The sequence below is a fragment of the Flavobacterium ardleyense genome (genome assembly GCF_042686085.1).
Taxonomy (GTDB): Bacteria; Bacteroidota; Bacteroidia; order Flavobacteriales; family Flavobacteriaceae; genus Flavobacterium; species Flavobacterium ardleyense.
This window is the reverse complement of the sequence record NZ_JBHUOL010000006.1, coordinates 64,109-80,167: the sequence shown is the minus strand read 5'-3', so window position 1 is coordinate 80,167 and position 16,059 is coordinate 64,109. Positions and strand designations below refer to the sequence as shown.

The 16,059-nt window shown below is 32.8% G+C and carries 16 protein-coding genes and 1 tRNA gene; 9 read left to right on the top strand and 8 right to left on the bottom strand.

Annotated features, from left to right (window positions below; translation table 11 throughout):
* Positions 1-40 precede the first annotated feature (40 nt).
* Positions 41-415: a hypothetical protein gene (locus ACFSX9_RS02045; protein ID WP_379803756.1), complete on the top strand. Its 375-nt coding sequence runs from the start codon at positions 41-43 to the stop codon at positions 413-415.
* 79 nt (positions 416-494) lie between these two features.
* Here the strand turns inward: ACFSX9_RS02045 and ACFSX9_RS02040 are convergent, their stop codons facing one another.
* From ACFSX9_RS02040 to ACFSX9_RS02025, 4 genes are all read right to left on the bottom strand, one after another.
* Positions 495-1,055, bottom strand: a complete 561-nt coding sequence (locus ACFSX9_RS02040) for a hypothetical protein (protein ID WP_379803753.1) — start codon at positions 1,053-1,055, stop codon at positions 495-497.
* Positions 1,056-1,853: 798 nt separating this feature from the next.
* Positions 1,854-1,938: transfer RNA gene (locus tag ACFSX9_RS02035), tRNA-Ser, on the bottom strand.
* 165 nt (positions 1,939-2,103) lie between these two features.
* On the bottom strand, positions 2,104-2,337 hold the full coding sequence (locus ACFSX9_RS02030) for a hypothetical protein (protein ID WP_379803751.1): 234 nt from the start codon (positions 2,335-2,337) through the stop codon (positions 2,104-2,106).
* Positions 2,338-2,379: 42 nt separating this feature from the next.
* Entirely contained in the window at positions 2,380-3,543 is a 1,164-nt protein-coding gene (locus tag ACFSX9_RS02025; RefSeq protein ID WP_379803748.1) for a THUMP domain-containing class I SAM-dependent RNA methyltransferase, read from the bottom strand.
* Between the two features lie 110 nt (positions 3,544-3,653).
* On the opposite strand from ACFSX9_RS02025, the gene ACFSX9_RS02020 reads away from it, so the two are divergent.
* The 8 genes from ACFSX9_RS02020 to ACFSX9_RS01985 all read left to right on the top strand — a co-directional run bounded on the left by ACFSX9_RS02020 (position 3,654) and on the right by ACFSX9_RS01985 (position 8,316).
* Complete coding sequence (locus ACFSX9_RS02020; RefSeq protein ID WP_379803746.1) at positions 3,654-4,397, top strand: SAM-dependent methyltransferase; 744 nt, start codon at positions 3,654-3,656, stop codon at positions 4,395-4,397.
* Entirely contained in the window at positions 4,397-5,131 is a 735-nt protein-coding gene (locus ACFSX9_RS02015; protein ID WP_379803744.1) for a ZIP family metal transporter, read from the top strand. The genes ACFSX9_RS02020 and ACFSX9_RS02015 overlap by 1 nt, the downstream gene beginning before the upstream one ends.
* Before the next feature lie 90 nt (positions 5,132-5,221).
* Complete coding sequence (locus ACFSX9_RS02010) at positions 5,222-5,602, top strand: PH domain-containing protein (protein WP_379803742.1); 381 nt, start codon at positions 5,222-5,224, stop codon at positions 5,600-5,602.
* A gap of 4 nt (positions 5,603-5,606) precedes the next feature.
* Positions 5,607-6,425: an N-acetylmuramic acid 6-phosphate etherase gene (gene murQ / locus ACFSX9_RS02005; RefSeq protein WP_379803740.1), complete on the top strand. Its 819-nt coding sequence runs from the start codon at positions 5,607-5,609 to the stop codon at positions 6,423-6,425.
* Between the two features lie 8 nt (positions 6,426-6,433).
* Positions 6,434-6,898 (top strand): hypothetical protein, encoded by a 465-nt coding sequence (locus tag ACFSX9_RS02000; RefSeq protein WP_379803737.1) that lies wholly within the window; start codon positions 6,434-6,436, stop codon positions 6,896-6,898.
* Positions 6,898-7,137 carry a DUF6095 family protein gene (locus ACFSX9_RS01995; protein WP_379803734.1) on the top strand — a complete coding sequence of 80 codons (240 nt, stop codon included), beginning with the start codon at positions 6,898-6,900 and terminating at the stop codon, positions 7,135-7,137. Before ACFSX9_RS02000 ends, ACFSX9_RS01995 begins: the two co-directional genes overlap by 1 nt.
* Before the next feature lies 1 nt (position 7,138).
* Positions 7,139-7,510 carry a DNA topoisomerase IV gene (locus ACFSX9_RS01990; protein ID WP_379803732.1) on the top strand — a complete coding sequence of 124 codons (372 nt, stop codon included), beginning with the start codon at positions 7,139-7,141 and terminating at the stop codon, positions 7,508-7,510.
* 32 nt (positions 7,511-7,542) lie between these two features.
* Entirely contained in the window at positions 7,543-8,316 is a 774-nt protein-coding gene (locus ACFSX9_RS01985; RefSeq protein WP_379803729.1) for a TerC family protein, read from the top strand.
* A gap of 155 nt (positions 8,317-8,471) precedes the next feature.
* On the opposite strand, the gene ACFSX9_RS01980 is transcribed toward ACFSX9_RS01985, so the two are convergent.
* The 4 genes from ACFSX9_RS01980 to ACFSX9_RS01965 all read right to left on the bottom strand — a co-directional run bounded on the left by ACFSX9_RS01980 (position 8,472) and on the right by ACFSX9_RS01965 (position 16,046).
* Positions 8,472-10,145: a formate--tetrahydrofolate ligase gene (locus ACFSX9_RS01980; protein WP_379803726.1), complete on the bottom strand. Its 1,674-nt coding sequence runs from the start codon at positions 10,143-10,145 to the stop codon at positions 8,472-8,474.
* 240 nt (positions 10,146-10,385) lie between these two features.
* Entirely contained in the window at positions 10,386-11,438 is a 1,053-nt protein-coding gene (locus ACFSX9_RS01975; RefSeq protein WP_379803724.1) for a serine hydrolase domain-containing protein, read from the bottom strand.
* 437 nt (positions 11,439-11,875) lie between these two features.
* On the bottom strand, positions 11,876-13,273 hold the full coding sequence (locus ACFSX9_RS01970; RefSeq protein WP_379803722.1) for an alpha/beta hydrolase family protein: 1,398 nt from the start codon (positions 13,271-13,273) through the stop codon (positions 11,876-11,878).
* Positions 13,274-13,340: 67 nt separating this feature from the next.
* Positions 13,341-16,046 carry a DNA gyrase/topoisomerase IV subunit A gene (locus tag ACFSX9_RS01965; protein ID WP_379803720.1) on the bottom strand — a complete coding sequence of 902 codons (2,706 nt, stop codon included), beginning with the start codon at positions 16,044-16,046 and terminating at the stop codon, positions 13,341-13,343.
* Between the last annotated feature and the right edge of the window lie 13 nt (positions 16,047-16,059).

Sequence of the window (16,059 nt, the reverse complement as noted above, 5' to 3'; positions counted from 1 at the left end):
CTTGAAAATTTTGTGGATTATTAATTTATAAATTGAAATTATGGAAAATAAAATTGATGAATTGCGCAGGAAATCGGAATTGGTTCTGTGTAGTTTGAAAGCACATCCTAAGAAGGAAGGTGTTTGTCAGATAAGCGTAAATTTTGCGAATTATGTTTGTTTGTTTGGTACTATCAGTGATTTGATGAAGTTATGTAGTGTTGCGATCGCTAGTGAAGAGCCTTTTGTTTCAGATACTGTGGACAACCCAACTATTGATGTAGCCAGTGTATTGGAGTTAGCCATGCAATTAATTCCACATCCGGAAGCTGAGTTTTTAGATGAGGTGAAAGCGATTTTGAATAAAGAACCTGAACAAGAAATTCCACTATACAACTATAGTACAACAACAGTACTTGAGAAAAAAACATCTTAATTGGGTGCTGGTTTTACTAAACAGGACTGTATGATGAAGTCCTGTTTTTTTTTGTACAATGTCAGGGATACTTACTAGTCTAATGATTTTGACCTAAAAAAGTTTGTAGTTTCTCCCTCTTGTAAGCCATTGAAGCATATAAATATTTTATAAATTCATCAATTTCTATTAGTTGTAATAAACCATTGGTTTTTTTTGGTATAGGTTTAAACATTATATGTTTTATATTTTTTTTATATGCGATTTCACCTATAACTAAAATTACTATGGTATGTATTACAGTAAAAAGCCCTAAAGTTGCTTTATAAGGATGGAAAACTGTAATACTAATTTTTTTATTTTTAGTGTTGCAATCATCAAGTTGTATGTACAGAGCACTAATTATTACCTTAAGATTATTAAAAACATAATAGTGATCTTGCTTGTTTAGACAGGGCTCTTTGTTTATGATTGGTTTGATAAATACCGAAGTACTAATCTGTTTTAAATTGGGTATTGAATTCTCTAATGCTATTAATTTAGATAATAGTTTTCTGCATACTAAGGCCGTTAAGTAAAGTTTTACCTTTTCATTTTGAAAAAACAGAATGCACTCTATCACTTTAGAAACATAGTTGAGGTTTCTATGTAGATATTTCATAACTTCTTTATTTTTGATACCTAACGCCACTGCATTGCAAATGTTTGTTTCGTTATCTTCAACCCATCTCCAGAAGTTGCTGATGGTTTTTATTTGTCTTTAGTTTAGAGTTTTGTTCATTTTGATTCGTATTTTGCTTCAGGTTTAAAGTTTTCAGGTTGTTTTTTTAAGCTGCGCTTAAAAGTTAGCCTTCTTCGTAGGAGTTACTTCGGCAAGCTCACTATGACAAAATGAGGAATTATCTTTTGTCTCTGGATTCATTGTTGAAGGTGATAAGATTGAACATTTACTCATTTGTTTTATTTTAATTTTGGAAATCGTGAATGGTTAATTTATCTCTTATCAATAGAATCTTGGTCAAATCCAATTAAATTGAACATCTGTAGTAATCTGGAACGGACTTGTTCACTGTATAACATTTCCATTTCTGATGCTGAAAGATTTGTAGTGATGTGCGTTATAGATTTGTTTTTCGACAAACTGCTCATGACGAGTGATTAGTATTTCTGCCATTACATTCCAATCATTACCGAAGTGTTTGATTAACTTATCAAACACCAAACCATTAAAGTAGTAACAAAATAACCTTGTTTATTTTTTTTATATTTAATTCTTAAGGATTTGACCAGTGAACTCCATAGATACTCCATAGATACTCCATACATATCCCGTATAAACTTCAAAAGAACAGAAGAAGAAAAATCACATCGCAAGTATAAATTTTAATTTCATTTTGAACTGAAATTAAAACAAAAAACCCTAACTAATTGATAAACAATTGTTAGGGTTTTAATTCCGCGGAGAAAGAGGGATTCGAACCCCCGGACCTGTTACAGTCAACAGTTTTCAAGACTGCCGCATTCGACCGCTCTGCCATTTCTCCAATAAGACTGCAATCATTTCCGTATTGCGAGTGCAAATATAGAATCTTTTTTTATTACTACAAACCTTTTGAGGACAAATAATACTATTTTTTTTGAAGATTTTTACAATACTTTGAAATTCAATGGATAGTGTCAAAAAATATTTTCAAAAAAGAAGCAAAAAACTAGTTTACTTCCTTCACTCCTTTGGTAAGAAGCCACTTCATATAGATCTTTTCACCTTCCGTAGTACGTATTGCCTGAAACTTTGGCGCTAATAACAATGAAATCATAAAAGCCGTTCCAGCAATCCAATATCCTTGCAAGTGAGTAAAATTAATCACTATGAAATAGGTTGGGATATAAAAAACACTAAATCCTAAAAAGTTATATAAAAATGCTTTTACTTTTTTACTCATTTTATCATTTGTTAACGTGTTGACTTAAATAGTAAATACTGATTACTCCTCAGTATTCATATATTTTCCTTTTTTACTACCTTCATACATTTCGTATTTTACAAAACGTGTTTCTAACTGACCGTTGAAAAGTTTAATTTTTCTACTTGGACGTAAACCAACGAACTTTAAAGCTTCTAAATTAGCGGTAATAAACCAAGAATTAGTATTCGGGTAACTCTGTTTTAAAGTATCGCCAATTTCTCTGTAAAAACGCTCCAAATCAATTTCTAAACGTTCGCCATAAGGTGGATTAAAAACCATCTGTAGCGGCCCGTCTGTTTCTTTCTTCGAATCAAAGAAATTATCGTTTGTAATGGTGATGTATTCTTCTAAATTCGCGTTTCTGATGTTGTCTTTCGCCTTTGCAACCGCACTTGGCGCTTTATCATATCCTTTAATAGTATAATGGAATTCGCGCGTTTTCTTCAATAACGATTCTAAAACCGCATCAAATAATTCAGCATCCCAATCTTTCCATTTTTCAAACCCAAATTCCTTGCGGTTGATATTTGCTGGAATATTACAAGCGATCATCGCTGCTTCTGCTAATATTGTTCCACTTCCACACATTGGATCTAAAAAATGAGTGGTTCCGTCCCAGCCTGATAAAATCAACATTCCAGCTGCTAAAACTTCATTAATAGGTGCAATATTTGTCGCCGTTCTATAACCTCTATGGTGCAATGAAGCGCCCGAAGAATCTAACGAAACGGTAACCGTATCTCTATCGATATGTACGTGAATTTGTAAATCTGGAAAATCCTTATCGATACTTGGACGTTTTCCATTCAAATCTCTAAATTGGTCTACAATCGCATCTTTTGTTTTCAAAGCCACAAACTGACTGTGGTTGAAGTTTTCAGAATGCATCGTAGTTTCCACAAGAAAAGTATTGTGTTCTGTCAAGTAATCAGACCAATCAATCGTTCTGATTCCCTCATACAAAGCTTTATCATTTATTGCTTTAAAAGTCTTAATTGGTTTTAAGATTTTAATTGCTGTGCGAAGCGCTAAATTCGCTTTATACATAAATCCTTTATCGCCATAAAAACTAACTACTCGCGTTCCTATTTCGACTCTCTGGGCTCCTAAATTAGTTAATTCTTTAGCCAACATTTCTTCAAAACCAAAAAAGGTTTTGGCAGTCATTTTATAATTTTCCATTATTCAATTTCAAGGTCTTGTGCAAAAATGAATTGCATTTTCAATAATTAAGACATTCTTTTGCAAAAATACATTAAATTTGCAAGTTCATTCAACTTAAAAGCCAATTAATGTCAGAAATTACAAATTCCAATTCGAACGATTGGTTCGAATCTTGGTTTGATACCGATTATTACCATATTTTATACAAAGAAAGAAACGATGAAGAAGCGCAATTGCTAATGGACAATTTGACGCAATATTTAAACCTTCCGGAAGAAGCAAGAATCTTAGATTTAGCCTGTGGAAAAGGCCGTCACGCGATTTATTTGAACTCATTAGGTTATGATGTAACCGGAATTGATCTTTCGGAAAACAGCATTACTGAAGCTTCGGCTGCTGCCAATGACAAACTGCATTTCAAAGTGCACGATATGCGTGAAAACTGTGATGAAAAATACGACGCTATTTTCAATTTATTCACAAGTTTTGGTTATTTTGATGAAGATGCAGATAATTTAAAAACATTAAAAGCGATTCATAATAGTTTAACAGAAACAGGTTTTGCTGTAATTGACTTTATGAATGCCGATTATGTAATCGAAAATTTAGTTCCAGAAGAAATAAAAACAGTAGACGGTATTGATTTTCATATCAAAAGAACTTACAAAGACGGCTATATTTTTAAGGAAATTTCGTTTGAAGATAAAGGCAAAAAGCACCAATATACAGAACGTGTTCAGGCACTTCGCTTAGCAGATTTTGAAAAAATGATGGAAGAAGCGGGCATTTATCTGTTGGATATTTTTGGTGATTATAAATTGCGTAAATTCTTCAAAACTCAATCAGAACGCTTAATTATGATTTTTAAATAATGGAATACATCATTACTTTTTCAGCGGTTATCATCGGATTTTTAATCGCTTTATTTTTAAAACCACAAAAGAAAAAGAATATTAAATTACTGCTGGCTTTCAGCGGTGCTTTCCTATTATCGTTGACTGTTTTGCATTTACTTCCTGAATTATTTAACGACGGACACAATCACGCACATGAAGCCGGTCACGAACACAAAACCTTACCTGTTGGTGTTTTTATAATGCTTGGGATTTTGTTCCAAATCTTATTGGAGTTTTTCTCTAAAGGTGCCGAACACGGTCACGTTCACGTGCATACAGACGAACACAATGAATTGCATCAGATTCCTTGGTTATTGTTTATTAGTTTGTGCATTCATGCCTTACTAGAAGGTTTCCCGATACACCAAAATCATAATTTGGCTTACGGAATTGCCATTCACCACTTCCCTATTGCAATTATTCTAACTTTGTTTTTTGTAAATGCAAAAATGAATAAATTTATGGTTTTTGCTTTTATGTTTTCTTTCGCTTTAATGACACCTCTTGGTACATTATTAGCGGAAAAAATGCATTTTGCCCAACATTATTCTAAGGAAATTTCAGCGGTTGTAGTCGGGATTTTATTCCATATTTCTTCTACAATTATTTTCGAAAGTAATGAAGGTCATAAATTTAACTTAGCAAAAATCACAATGATTGTTATAGGATTTGCAATGGCTTATGTCATCGAAATGGGACATTCGCATTAGAAATTTACTGATAAAGAAAGTATAATTAGTTTAGGCTTCGTTTTTAACTGATTTTTAGGTAAATTTGAAAAACTTGTAAAAACAATTTATATGGGATTATTTTCTGCACTACTTGGAAATGCTGGAGCTGTAAATCAGGAAACTTTAGTCAAAGACTATGGCAAACTTTTAATTACAGGTGAAGAAATTGAATTGGGTTTCAAATTAATTCGCGATACTTTTATTTTCACAAACAAAAGATTAATACTAATTGAAAAACAAGGAATTACTGGTAGTAAAGTGGAATATAAATCAATAATTTATAAAAGCATCTCTCGTTTTAGTGTAGAAACTGCAGGGACTTTTGATCTTGAAGCTGAATTAAAAATTTGGGTTTCAAGCGAAACCAATCCTAGTATTGTGAAACAATTCAATAAAGCTGTGAATGTGTATGACGTGCAAAATGTTTTAGCACATCACGTTTTGAAATAAGAGTATGGATTTTACAAAAACCACGGAACAAGCTTCGAAACACGAAAATTTAGAAAAAATGTCGGTTTCGGATTTATTGACGAATATCAATAATGAAGACAAAACTGTTCCTTTAGCGGTTGAAAAAGCATTACCTCAAATTGAAGTTTTAGTCACTGAAATTGTATCTAAAATGAAACAAGGCGGTCGCTTATTCTATATTGGAGCCGGAACTTCAGGCCGACTAGGAATTGTCGATGCTTCTGAATGTCCGCCTACTTTTGGTGTCGCTTTTGATTTAGTAATTGGAATAATTGCCGGAGGTGACACTGCCATTAGAAAAGCCGTAGAATTTGCAGAAGACGATAACCAACAAGCATGGAAAGATTTACAAGAATGGAATATTACCGAAAATGATATCGTAATTGGAATTGCAGCTTCAGGAACAACTCCTTATGTTATTGGAGGTTTAGAGGAATGTAATAAACGAAATATCTCAACCGGAAGCGTTAGTTGTAATGCCGAAAGTCCGCTTTCCAAAACAGCTAAATTCCCTATTGATGTTGTAGTCGGGCCCGAATTTGTAACCGGAAGCAGTAGAATGAAAGCCGGAACAGCTCAGAAATTAGTTTTAAATATGATTTCAACGGCAACAATGATTCAATTGGGAAAAGTCAAAGGAAATAAGATGGTCGATATGCAATTGAGCAATACCAAATTAATAGACCGAGGTACGCGAATGATTATGGAAGAAATTCCGGTGAATTATGAGGAAGCCAATCAACTATTAACTTCCCACGGAAGTGTTAGAAATGCAGTTAATTTTTACAACAACAATAAATAAAACATATTATGAAAAAATTGCTATTAATCATCGCACTACTTGGATTTTCATTAAGTTTTGCCCAAAGTTTAGAATACACTAAAGGTAAAATTTATCAAGGCGACACCCAATTATCAACTTTCGAAACGAAAGAACTGATGAAGACGGATTTAAAAGCGCAGCACCTATTCAAAAAAGCGAAAAGCAAAGAATCACTTGGAGGGTTTCTACTAGGTTTAGGAATTGGTACAACCGCTGCTGATTTAGTAATGGGATTAACATCGGACAGAGAATATCCTACAGCGATTACTTATGTTGGAGTTGGATTAATTGCGGTTTCTATACCTATTATTTCAGGAAGAAAAAGAATGATTAAAGAAAGTATCGATATTTATAATTCTAATTTACAGGAACAAAACAAGACTTTGGGAAGTAATTTCGAGTTGAATATGGTTAATAATTCTAATGGTTTTGGAATCCAAATTAATTTTTAATGGCAGCAGATAAAAAAATATTTCAAAAAGGAATCCGTTATTTATCGGGAAGCTTGCCTTTATTATTCATTGGCCCCGTAATAATCAATAGCTCTTTTAACAATAAAGAAAACCCTTTATATATTTACATTTTAGTATTGGGAATTATAATTGCTTTGTTTGCAATGTATTTATTATTCAAAGGTGCAACCACAATTACAAAAAGTTTATTTGATGGAGATAAAAACCAAAATTCTTAATATGAAAGCCATTTTTGCCCTATTTTCTATGTTTTTGTTAGTTTCTTGTTACAATCAAGAACGCAATTGTACTGATTTCAAAACAGGAAAATTCACTTCCGAAACTATTATTGACGGTGTACATTACACTAGTACTTTTGAACGTAATGATACCATTCAAACAGAAACTTACGATGGAAAAGTCGATACTTTTAAAGTAAGATGGATCAATGATTGCGAATACATTATTAAAAATACGCATCCAAAAAACAGAGAAGACAAAAAACCAGTACAGATGAAAATTTTAACTACAAAAGGTAATTCATATACTTTTGAATATTCTTTTGTGGGTGATCCTAAAAAACAACGCGGCACTGTAACAAAAATAGATTAATCCACGTATAAGTAAGATAAACAAAAAACCGAATGGAAGTATTCTTAAATCCTGATGCTTGGATAGCCTTACTAACCCTAACTTTCTTAGAAATTATCTTAGGGATTGACAACATTATCTTTATTTCAATTGTAACCGGAAAATTACCGGAAGCAGAACGCAAAAGAGCCACTAGAATTGGTTTGTTTTTAGCAATGTTTATGCGAATCGGACTTTTATTTGGAATTACTTTTTTAATTGCAATGAAAGCACCTTGGTTTAGCTTTGATTTCGGATGGTTTAAAGCCGATATTACAGGTCAAGCGATGATTTTATTATTAGGAGGTTTATTTCTGATTTATAAAAGCACCAAAGAAATTCACGAAAAAGTAGATCACAAAGGAGAAGAAAGTCATGATATTAAAATGGCGGCTTCTAAATCGTTTAAAAGTGTAATTGGTCAAATCTTATTAATTGATATTATTTTCTCCGTAGACAGTATTCTAACGGCTGTTGGGATGACAAACGGCGTTGAAGGTGCATTAGCAATTATGATTACCGCTGTAGTGATTTCGGTCGGTGTAATGATGTTATTCGCAGTTCCTGTCGGAAATTTCGTAAACGAAAACCCATCGATTCAAATCTTAGGTTTGGCATTTTTAATCTTAATTGGTTTTATGCTAATTACCGAAAGTATGCACTTATCTGGAGCTGAATTAGTAGGCGAACAAGTGGGTGCTGTACCAAAAGGCTATTTGTATTTTGCTATTGCGTTTTCTTTGGCTACGGAATTTTTAAATATGAAAATGAGAAAAAGAAAACAGTAATTTCTTTTGAAACGAATGGCTCGGGCTTTATCGGGAAACCATATTCCTGCTGTCCATTACAATAAAAAATGTCCCGAAAAAACAATCGAGACATTTTTTATTTCCTTTCCCATCAGGGTTAGTTATGTTAGGTATTGAATCTTTGATTAGAATTTTTAAGACAATCCCGAAATCACTCCATCGTTATCAATATCAATGCGTTCCGCATTTGGAACCGCTGGTAAACCTGGCATTCGCATTACATCGCCTAAAAGCGGCACAATAAATCCGGCACCACTCGCAATTTCAAATTCACGAACTGTAATATCAAAATTTGTTGGACGACCAATTAATTTATCATTATCTGAAAAGCTTGCCGGCGTCTTTACCATACAAACCGAAAAATGACTGAATCCCAATTCATTAATCATCTTCAATTGCGTTTTAGATTTGGCTGAAAATTCAACCGAATTTGCTCCATAAATTTCTTTAGCAATCGTATTAATTTTATGTTCAATACTGTCCGAAGGTTGGTACAATGGTTTGTAATTAGCCGTTCCTTTCTCAATTTCTGCTACTACTTCTTTTGCTAAATCTGCCGAACCTTTTCCACCGTGAATAAAAGAAGTGCTAACAATTGCAACTACTCCTTTGGTTGCACACAATTCAATTAATTTATCATATTCTGCTTGTGTATCATCCGGAAACGCATTTATACAAACAACAGGATTCAACCCAAATTTCTGAATATTTTCAATATGTTTCTCCAGGTTACAAAAACCATTTTCTATCGCTTCAACACTTTCTGTTTTGAAATCTTCTGCAGTTAAACCGGCGTGGTGTTTTATTGCTCTGATTGTTGCAACCAAAACAACACCATCAGGCTTTAAACCCGATTGCTCACATTTGATATGCAAGAACTTTTCAGCACCTAAATCGGCACCAAAACCTGCTTCTGTAATCGCATAATCACCTAATGACAAGCCCATTTTTGTAGCAATTGCCGTATTAGTTCCTTGTGCAATACTGGCAAATGGTCCACCATGCAAAATAGCCGGATTTCCATCAATTGTTTGCACTAAATTAGGTTTAATAGCATCTTTCAATAAAGCAGCCATTGCTCCTACTACCTTCAAATCGCGAGCAAAAATAGCTTTACCGTCTAAAGTTTTTCCAACGAATATATTTCCCAAACGGAACTTCAAATCTTCTAAATCTTTTGCCAAACATAAAATCGCCATTACTTCAGAAGCCGCCGTGATGTTAAATCCATCTTCACGCATTGTGCCATTGGCTTTAGCTCCAGCTCCAATAATAATTTGGCGTAACGAACGATCATTCAAATCAATCACGCGTTTCCAAGCAATTGATTTCGGATCTAGATTTAAAGAAAATTTGATGTTTTGAAGATTGTTATCGATCACCGCAGAAAGCAAGTTATTCGCCTTTTCAATCGCCGAAAAATCGCCTGTAAAATGCAAATTGATATCTTCCATTGGTAAAACCTGAACATATCCACCGCCAGCCGCACCACCTTTTAAGCCAAAAACGGGACCTAATGATGGTTCGCGTAAAACAGCAATTGCTTTTTTACCAATGTAATTCAATCCGTCGGTTAAGCCAATCGACATTGTAGTTTTACCTTCACCATATTTAGTTGGCGACATGGCAGAAACTAATATCAGTTTTCCTTTTGGATGTTCTTGGTGTAATTTTAAAGGTAATTTAGCTTTGTATTTGCCATAAAATTCTAAATCATCTTCGTCAATGTTAATTTTCTTCGCAATTTCTTTAATATTAAGCATTGTTGCATTCTGTGCAATTTCAATGTCTGATGGAAATGTTGCCATTCGTATTTGTGTTTATTAGTGTGTTGTAAGCGTGATTAAAATCTTAATTTAAATAAGTCCTAATTTTAAGAATGTGATTATTATTCTTTAATGCAAAATATCTATACTTATTTATTAAATCTGTGTTTTTACAAAATATAGTGAAAAATAAATCAAAAAATACTTACAAATTTAATTTTCTTTGTTCAAAATGAAAAATGAGAAACGTCCATTTTCTAGTAATAATTTTAAAAAATACTTTTATTTTTTTATTACATCGTAGACTTCGGTCATTAGATCTCGAACTAATTGACCATTTTGATGATTCGATAATATAACTATACCAACGTTATTTTTATGCGAATATCTAATTAAAGATGAATTACCAAATGTATCTCCGTCTTTTTGAAAAAAATCATCTTCAATTTCCCAGCCTAATCCCATTTTTTTATTTGTGTCTTCGTAATAAGTTCTTTCAATAATACTTGCCGGAATAATAGCTAAATTATTGTTTAAATGAGCTTTTAAATATTTAATCAAATCAACCGCATTAGATTTTAATCCTCCAGCAGCATTTGCTTTATTAAGGATCATTGGAATCTGGATAATACCTTGTTGATTATGCAATGCAGCATTGTTTTTATTTTCAAATCTTTCAAATGATGTAGAATTCATCTGTAGTGGAATTAAAATTTGAGTTTTAATTAAATCTTCAAATTTTAATTTTGAATTATGCTCGATGATATTCCCTAAAAGTGAAAAAGCAAAGTTATTGTATTGATATTGCCTAAAATTATTTAAAGAATCAGTAGTTTTTAAAACATCAAATAAATATTTTTCATCAACAAATCTAAAAGGATTACGTGAATCTTTTTCCATTAAATCAGAAAAATATTTATCAGTACTCAAATTTGGCAATCCAGATTGATGTGTTGCTAAATCTGTGATGAAAATTTTGTTTTTAATATTGTAATTTAATTTGAGTTTTTTGTTAAGATATTTATCTACAAAATCAAATTGTTTGATATTTCCTTTTGCTATTTCTTGCGCTAATAATAATGCTGTAAATGTTTTAGTAGCTGAACCAATTTCAAAAATTGTTGTGCTGTCCATTTTTGCTTTTGTGCTTACTAATTGATTTTCATAAGTAAAATAATATGTTTTTGAATCTTTATATATTCCGATTACGATTCCAACGGATGGGAATTTTTTCAATTTTGCTTTTATATTATTGTCAATTATTTTTAATTGATTTTGACTAAAAGAATAAATTGAAAAAAGTAAAAAGAATAAAATAGAAATATACTTACTCATAAGTTTTTTTTATAATAGACGTGATAAATTATAATTCGTTACATTAAGTTATTAAAGAAATCTCAATTTATTTAGTATGCCGTTAAACTAATTTTTTGATGAATTAAAAATATTAATTTTTAACTTCACAATTTGAATTATTAAGGATATTGATTATTTTACAATTTGTAAGTTCATGAATTTCATTTTCAACAAAAATCTATGAATGAAAACTTTAATAAACTTCTGCTATATAATGAAAATATTTCATTTCAGTAATTGAGGAATTTCTACATACTAGATTTGAATCATAAAAGGCATATCTTCTTTTAACAAAGTAAATCATCGTAAATTCCGATTAGAAATCAGTTAAAAATTTCAATGGCAATTTATTTATAAATATCATCAAAACAACATAATACTCCTCTTCGGCTTTTAATAAATAAACTGTTCCGCTTTTATTTAGTTTGTAATTTTATCCAGCTCGTCATTTCTTCTAAAACAATTGGCGCAAATGTTTGCTCTATCGTCTCATAATCTGATGGCGCTCCCGTTTCTGATTCTTGAAATAAATGATTCAAATTAGGATACTCTTTAATCGTTACTTTTTTGTTGCCACCTTTTTTCAAAGCATTAGCAATTCCCGCTAAATTTTCTTTTGATGGAACTTGTAAATCTTTCGCTCCATTAACCGCTAAAAGCGGACATTTCACTTTTTCTAAAGCCGGTGCCGGATCATATTTTATGAAATATTGCATCCAAGGTGTAGCAATTTGATTCACTTGCAAAGCTATAAATTCATCTTTTGTCATTCCATTTGGAATTTCAGCAGTAGAATCATTAGCGAATAATTCACTTAAATAATTCGTTAAATCTGTTTTTAATTGTTGACTATCATTAGATTTATTAATAAGATCAAACAACTTCGCATTGGTCTCAAGCCCTTTCTTTATTTCGGATTCAGAAACGCCTTGTTCTTTTTCAATAAGTTCTTTTTGAAGTAATAATATTTTATTGCCTTTAATTCCAGGACCAGCCAACAGCACTATAAATGCCACATCTTTTGATTTTGAAGCAACCATTGGAGCAATTAATCCACCTTCGCTATGTCCAATTAAACCAATTTTATTTTTATTAATCTCTTTTCGCGTTTTTAAATAGGCGATAGCACTTTCCACATCTGTTTCAAAGTCTGCCGAAGTTCCAGCTTTAAAGTTTCCGGTTGATTTGGCAACACCTCTGTCGTCGTAGCGTAATACTGCAATTCCATTCTTGGTTAAATAATCAGAAATCACTAAAAAAGGTTTATGTCCTAATAGTTCTTCATCTCTATTTTGAGGTCCACTTCCCGAAATTAAAATTACAACTGGAAAATTTCCATCTTTTTGAGGAAGCGTTAATGTTCCTGCTAAAGAAACGTTTGCTTTTGTATTATGAAAAATAACATCTTCTGAATAATACGAAGAAGGTTTAATAGGTTCTTGTGGTCTTTTGAAAACTAATTTTTCCAGCGCATTTCTAGAAAAATTTAAAGGAAATTCCTGACCGCTTTGTTTAAAAATTCCAATAAATTCATTATCCTTCAATTCGCCATTATATTCAATCGTAGCATTTGGAATCGCGAAATATAATTTCGAATTTTCAAACGTTGTAGTGGTAATGGGAATTCCCATCGCACCTTGATTCGGACTGTCCATAGTAGCACTGAAACCAGTAGCAGTTTTTGTAATATTGATAACAAGGGGTAATTGTGTTCCTTGTAATTTTAAACCACCGTTCCATTGACCAGAAATGTCTTGAGCTATCAACGTAATTGACGTTAAGAATGCAAGTAGTAAAATTGAAAATGTTTTCATAGGCTATTTATTATGAAATTAAAAAAGACCTGCAAGATTTTATCATCTCGCAGGTCTTCGTATAAATTTAATCTAACGATAACGTTATTTGTCCGTCGTCGTCTAATTCTGTTTGAATGTTATCCGAAACATTATCTTCTCCTGAAACTTCGATTTGCTCTGGAATTACTTCTTCAGGCTCTTCATAGGGTAAAGATTCTAATAAGTTAATTTGTTTCAATTTATCGCCTGTTAATTGGTTCCCCAAAGCTTTGATTCCCTTTACCGAAATAAATTGTTCTAAATCAATTACTTGATTCTCTTTTTGTATTCCTTTTACTTTGGCAAAAATTACCTCAGCAACCGGACGCCAATCTGTAGATATAATTTCTAGTTGCGATTTTTCGTGCTCGGTAATAAAATATTCCTCTTTGTTTTCGTTCTCGATTAAGAAACGCTTTACAAAATACTTTTCTTTTTCACCATCAAAATAAATACAAGAAATCGGTTTATTTGGGTGCCATTTTTCCAAAACAATCATATCTTGATCAAAATGTGTCGTAATCTCTGGTATAATCGTTTTTAATTTCCCGGATTGCGTTACGATCAACAAGCGATCATTCGGACGGAATTCGCCCAATAATTCACCTCTTCCATCCACATTTAAACGTTGCACCGTATCATCAAACCAAACTTTTCTTGGTCGTAAGGTGGAAATCCCTTTTTCTTTTAATTCAATTTTCTTGATTGGATATTTAGAAACGGTATTTCCGCGGGAAGCTCTTCCTTTAATAGCAATGTCAGAAAAATCGACATCCCATTTCAATTTCTTCACACTTCCCACTTGACGCAATAAGATAGTCACAACCTCCGCTTCTCCATTTGGATTCGCTGAAAAATAAGAAACTAATGATCCTGGCTTTTCTTGTGTTAAATCATAAAACTTATCACGCGTAACGCCAGAAACATTGAAACGTTTGATGAAAGTAGAACCCGTTTTCCCATCGCGATACATCATATTGTAAATGGTGCGTTTGTCATTTCTGTCAAAAATCGCAATGTGAATAATGTCTTTTCCTACGAATTTCTTATCGTCAACTTTTGAAATCATCATTTTTCCATCGCGAAGAAATACAATTACATCGTCAATATCCGAACAATCGGTAACATATTCGTCTTTCTTTAAACCTGTTCCAAAGAATCCTTCTTCCTTGTTTACATATAATTTTGTGTTTCGAAGTGCCACTTTCGTAGCTTCAATATTGTCAAAACTTCTCAATTCAGTTTGGCGTTCACGACCTTTTCCATATTTATCTTTAAGCATTTGGAAAAAAGCAATCGTGTAATCGATAATATTAGCTAAATCGTGTTTAACACGTTCCATTTCTGCTTCCAATTTCGCAATTCCTTCATCGGCTTTATCCGAGTCAAAACGCGTAATACGAATCATTGGAATTTGCGTTAATTTCTGCAAATCATCATCGTTAATCGCTCTAACGAATGATTTCAAAAACGGCTCAAAGCGATCATACATATAAACGTAAAGCGCTTCTCTGTCGGAATATAATTTGAAATCAATATACATTTCTTCACGGATGAAAATCTTTTCCAACGTAGAGAAATGCCATTTATTTTCTAATTCGTCTAATTGAATTTCTAACTCACGTTTCAGTAAATCAACGGTACGATGTGTCGAAATTTTCAACATATCAGAAACACCGATAAACAAAGGTTTATGATTTTCAATCACACAACCTAAAGGTGCAATTGAAGTTTCGCAAGCTGTAAAAGCATACAAAGCATCAATCGTTTTATCGGGTGAAACACCTGTTGGCAAATGGATTAAAATTTCCACTTCTGCAGCAGTATTGTCTTCGATTTTTTTAATTTTAATCTTTCCTTTTTCGTTGGCTTTCAAAATACTATCAATCAAAGTTGACGTATTTGTCGAAAATGGAATTTGATTAATTACCAAGGTTTGCTTGTCGAATTGTGCAATTTTAGCACGAACACGAACACGTCCGCCACGTACTCCATCGTTATAATTCGATACATCGGCGATTCCTGCTGTTGGGAAATCAGGAAATAACGTAAATGGTTTTCCTTTTAATATTTTTATAGAAGAATCTATTAATTCAATGAAATTGTGAGGTAACACTTTTGTGGATAAACCCACGGCAATTCCTTCTGCTCCTTGTGCTAACAACAAAGGAAATTTAACTGGAAGATTTACAGGTTCTGCACGACGACCATCGTAAGAAGTTCCCCATTCGGTAATTTTTGGTGAGAATAAGATGTCGTGACCCAATTTTGAAATTCGGGCTTCGATATAACGAGAAGCTGCGGCACTATCTCCCGTAAGGATATTTCCCCAGTTTCCTTGCATATCGATAATCAACTCCTTCTGACCAATTTGCACCATCGCATCACCAATACTCGCGTCTCCGTGCGGGTGATATTGCATAGTATGTCCAACGATATTCGCTACTTTATTGTAACGACCATCATCTAACTCCTTCATTGAATGCATAATACGACGTTGCACCGGTTTAAATCCATCTTCAATAGCTGGAACCGCACGCTCTAATATTACATAAGAAGCATAATCCAAAAACCAATCTTTGTACATTCCTGTAACTTTGGTAATGGTCTCTTCTGGATTTTCGTTGTTTTCGTAAAAATGATGTCCCGTTGTAACACGAATATCATCAAAACCAGCTTCGTTAGTCGCTTGGTCTTGATTGTCTAAATTTTCGTCTTCGTTTGGAATGATGTTATCTTCGTCGTCGTTCATTTATTGAATTCGA

Coding starts and splice junctions, on each gene's coding strand:
- ACFSX9_RS02030 (WP_379803751.1), bottom strand. CDS start 2,337: ATGAGTAAAAAAGTAAAAGCATTTTTATATAACTTTTTAGGATTTAGT.
- ACFSX9_RS01975 (WP_379803724.1), bottom strand. CDS start 11,438: ATGAGTAAGTATATTTCTATTTTATTCTTTTTACTTTTTTCAATTTAT.
- ACFSX9_RS02020 (WP_379803746.1), top strand. CDS start 3,654: ATGTCAGAAATTACAAATTCCAATTCGAACGATTGGTTCGAATCTTGG.
- ACFSX9_RS01985 (WP_379803729.1), top strand. CDS start 7,543: ATGGAAGTATTCTTAAATCCTGATGCTTGGATAGCCTTACTAACCCTA.
- ACFSX9_RS01980 (WP_379803726.1), bottom strand. CDS start 10,145: ATGGCAACATTTCCATCAGACATTGAAATTGCACAGAATGCAACAATG.
- ACFSX9_RS02025 (WP_379803748.1), bottom strand. CDS start 3,543: ATGGAAAATTATAAAATGACTGCCAAAACCTTTTTTGGTTTTGAAGAA.
- ACFSX9_RS02000 (WP_379803737.1), top strand. CDS start 6,434: ATGAAAAAATTGCTATTAATCATCGCACTACTTGGATTTTCATTAAGT.
- ACFSX9_RS01995 (WP_379803734.1), top strand. CDS start 6,898: ATGGCAGCAGATAAAAAAATATTTCAAAAAGGAATCCGTTATTTATCG.
- ACFSX9_RS02010 (WP_379803742.1), top strand. CDS start 5,222: ATGGGATTATTTTCTGCACTACTTGGAAATGCTGGAGCTGTAAATCAG.
- ACFSX9_RS01965 (WP_379803720.1), bottom strand. CDS start 16,046: ATGAACGACGACGAAGATAACATCATTCCAAACGAAGACGAAAATTTA.
- ACFSX9_RS02045 (WP_379803756.1), top strand. CDS start 41: ATGGAAAATAAAATTGATGAATTGCGCAGGAAATCGGAATTGGTTCTG.
- ACFSX9_RS02015 (WP_379803744.1), top strand. CDS start 4,397: ATGGAATACATCATTACTTTTTCAGCGGTTATCATCGGATTTTTAATC.
- murQ (WP_379803740.1), top strand. CDS start 5,607: ATGGATTTTACAAAAACCACGGAACAAGCTTCGAAACACGAAAATTTA.
- ACFSX9_RS01990 (WP_379803732.1), top strand. CDS start 7,139: ATGAAAGCCATTTTTGCCCTATTTTCTATGTTTTTGTTAGTTTCTTGT.
- ACFSX9_RS02040 (WP_379803753.1), bottom strand. CDS start 1,055: ATGAAATATCTACATAGAAACCTCAACTATGTTTCTAAAGTGATAGAG.
- ACFSX9_RS01970 (WP_379803722.1), bottom strand. CDS start 13,273: ATGAAAACATTTTCAATTTTACTACTTGCATTCTTAACGTCAATTACG.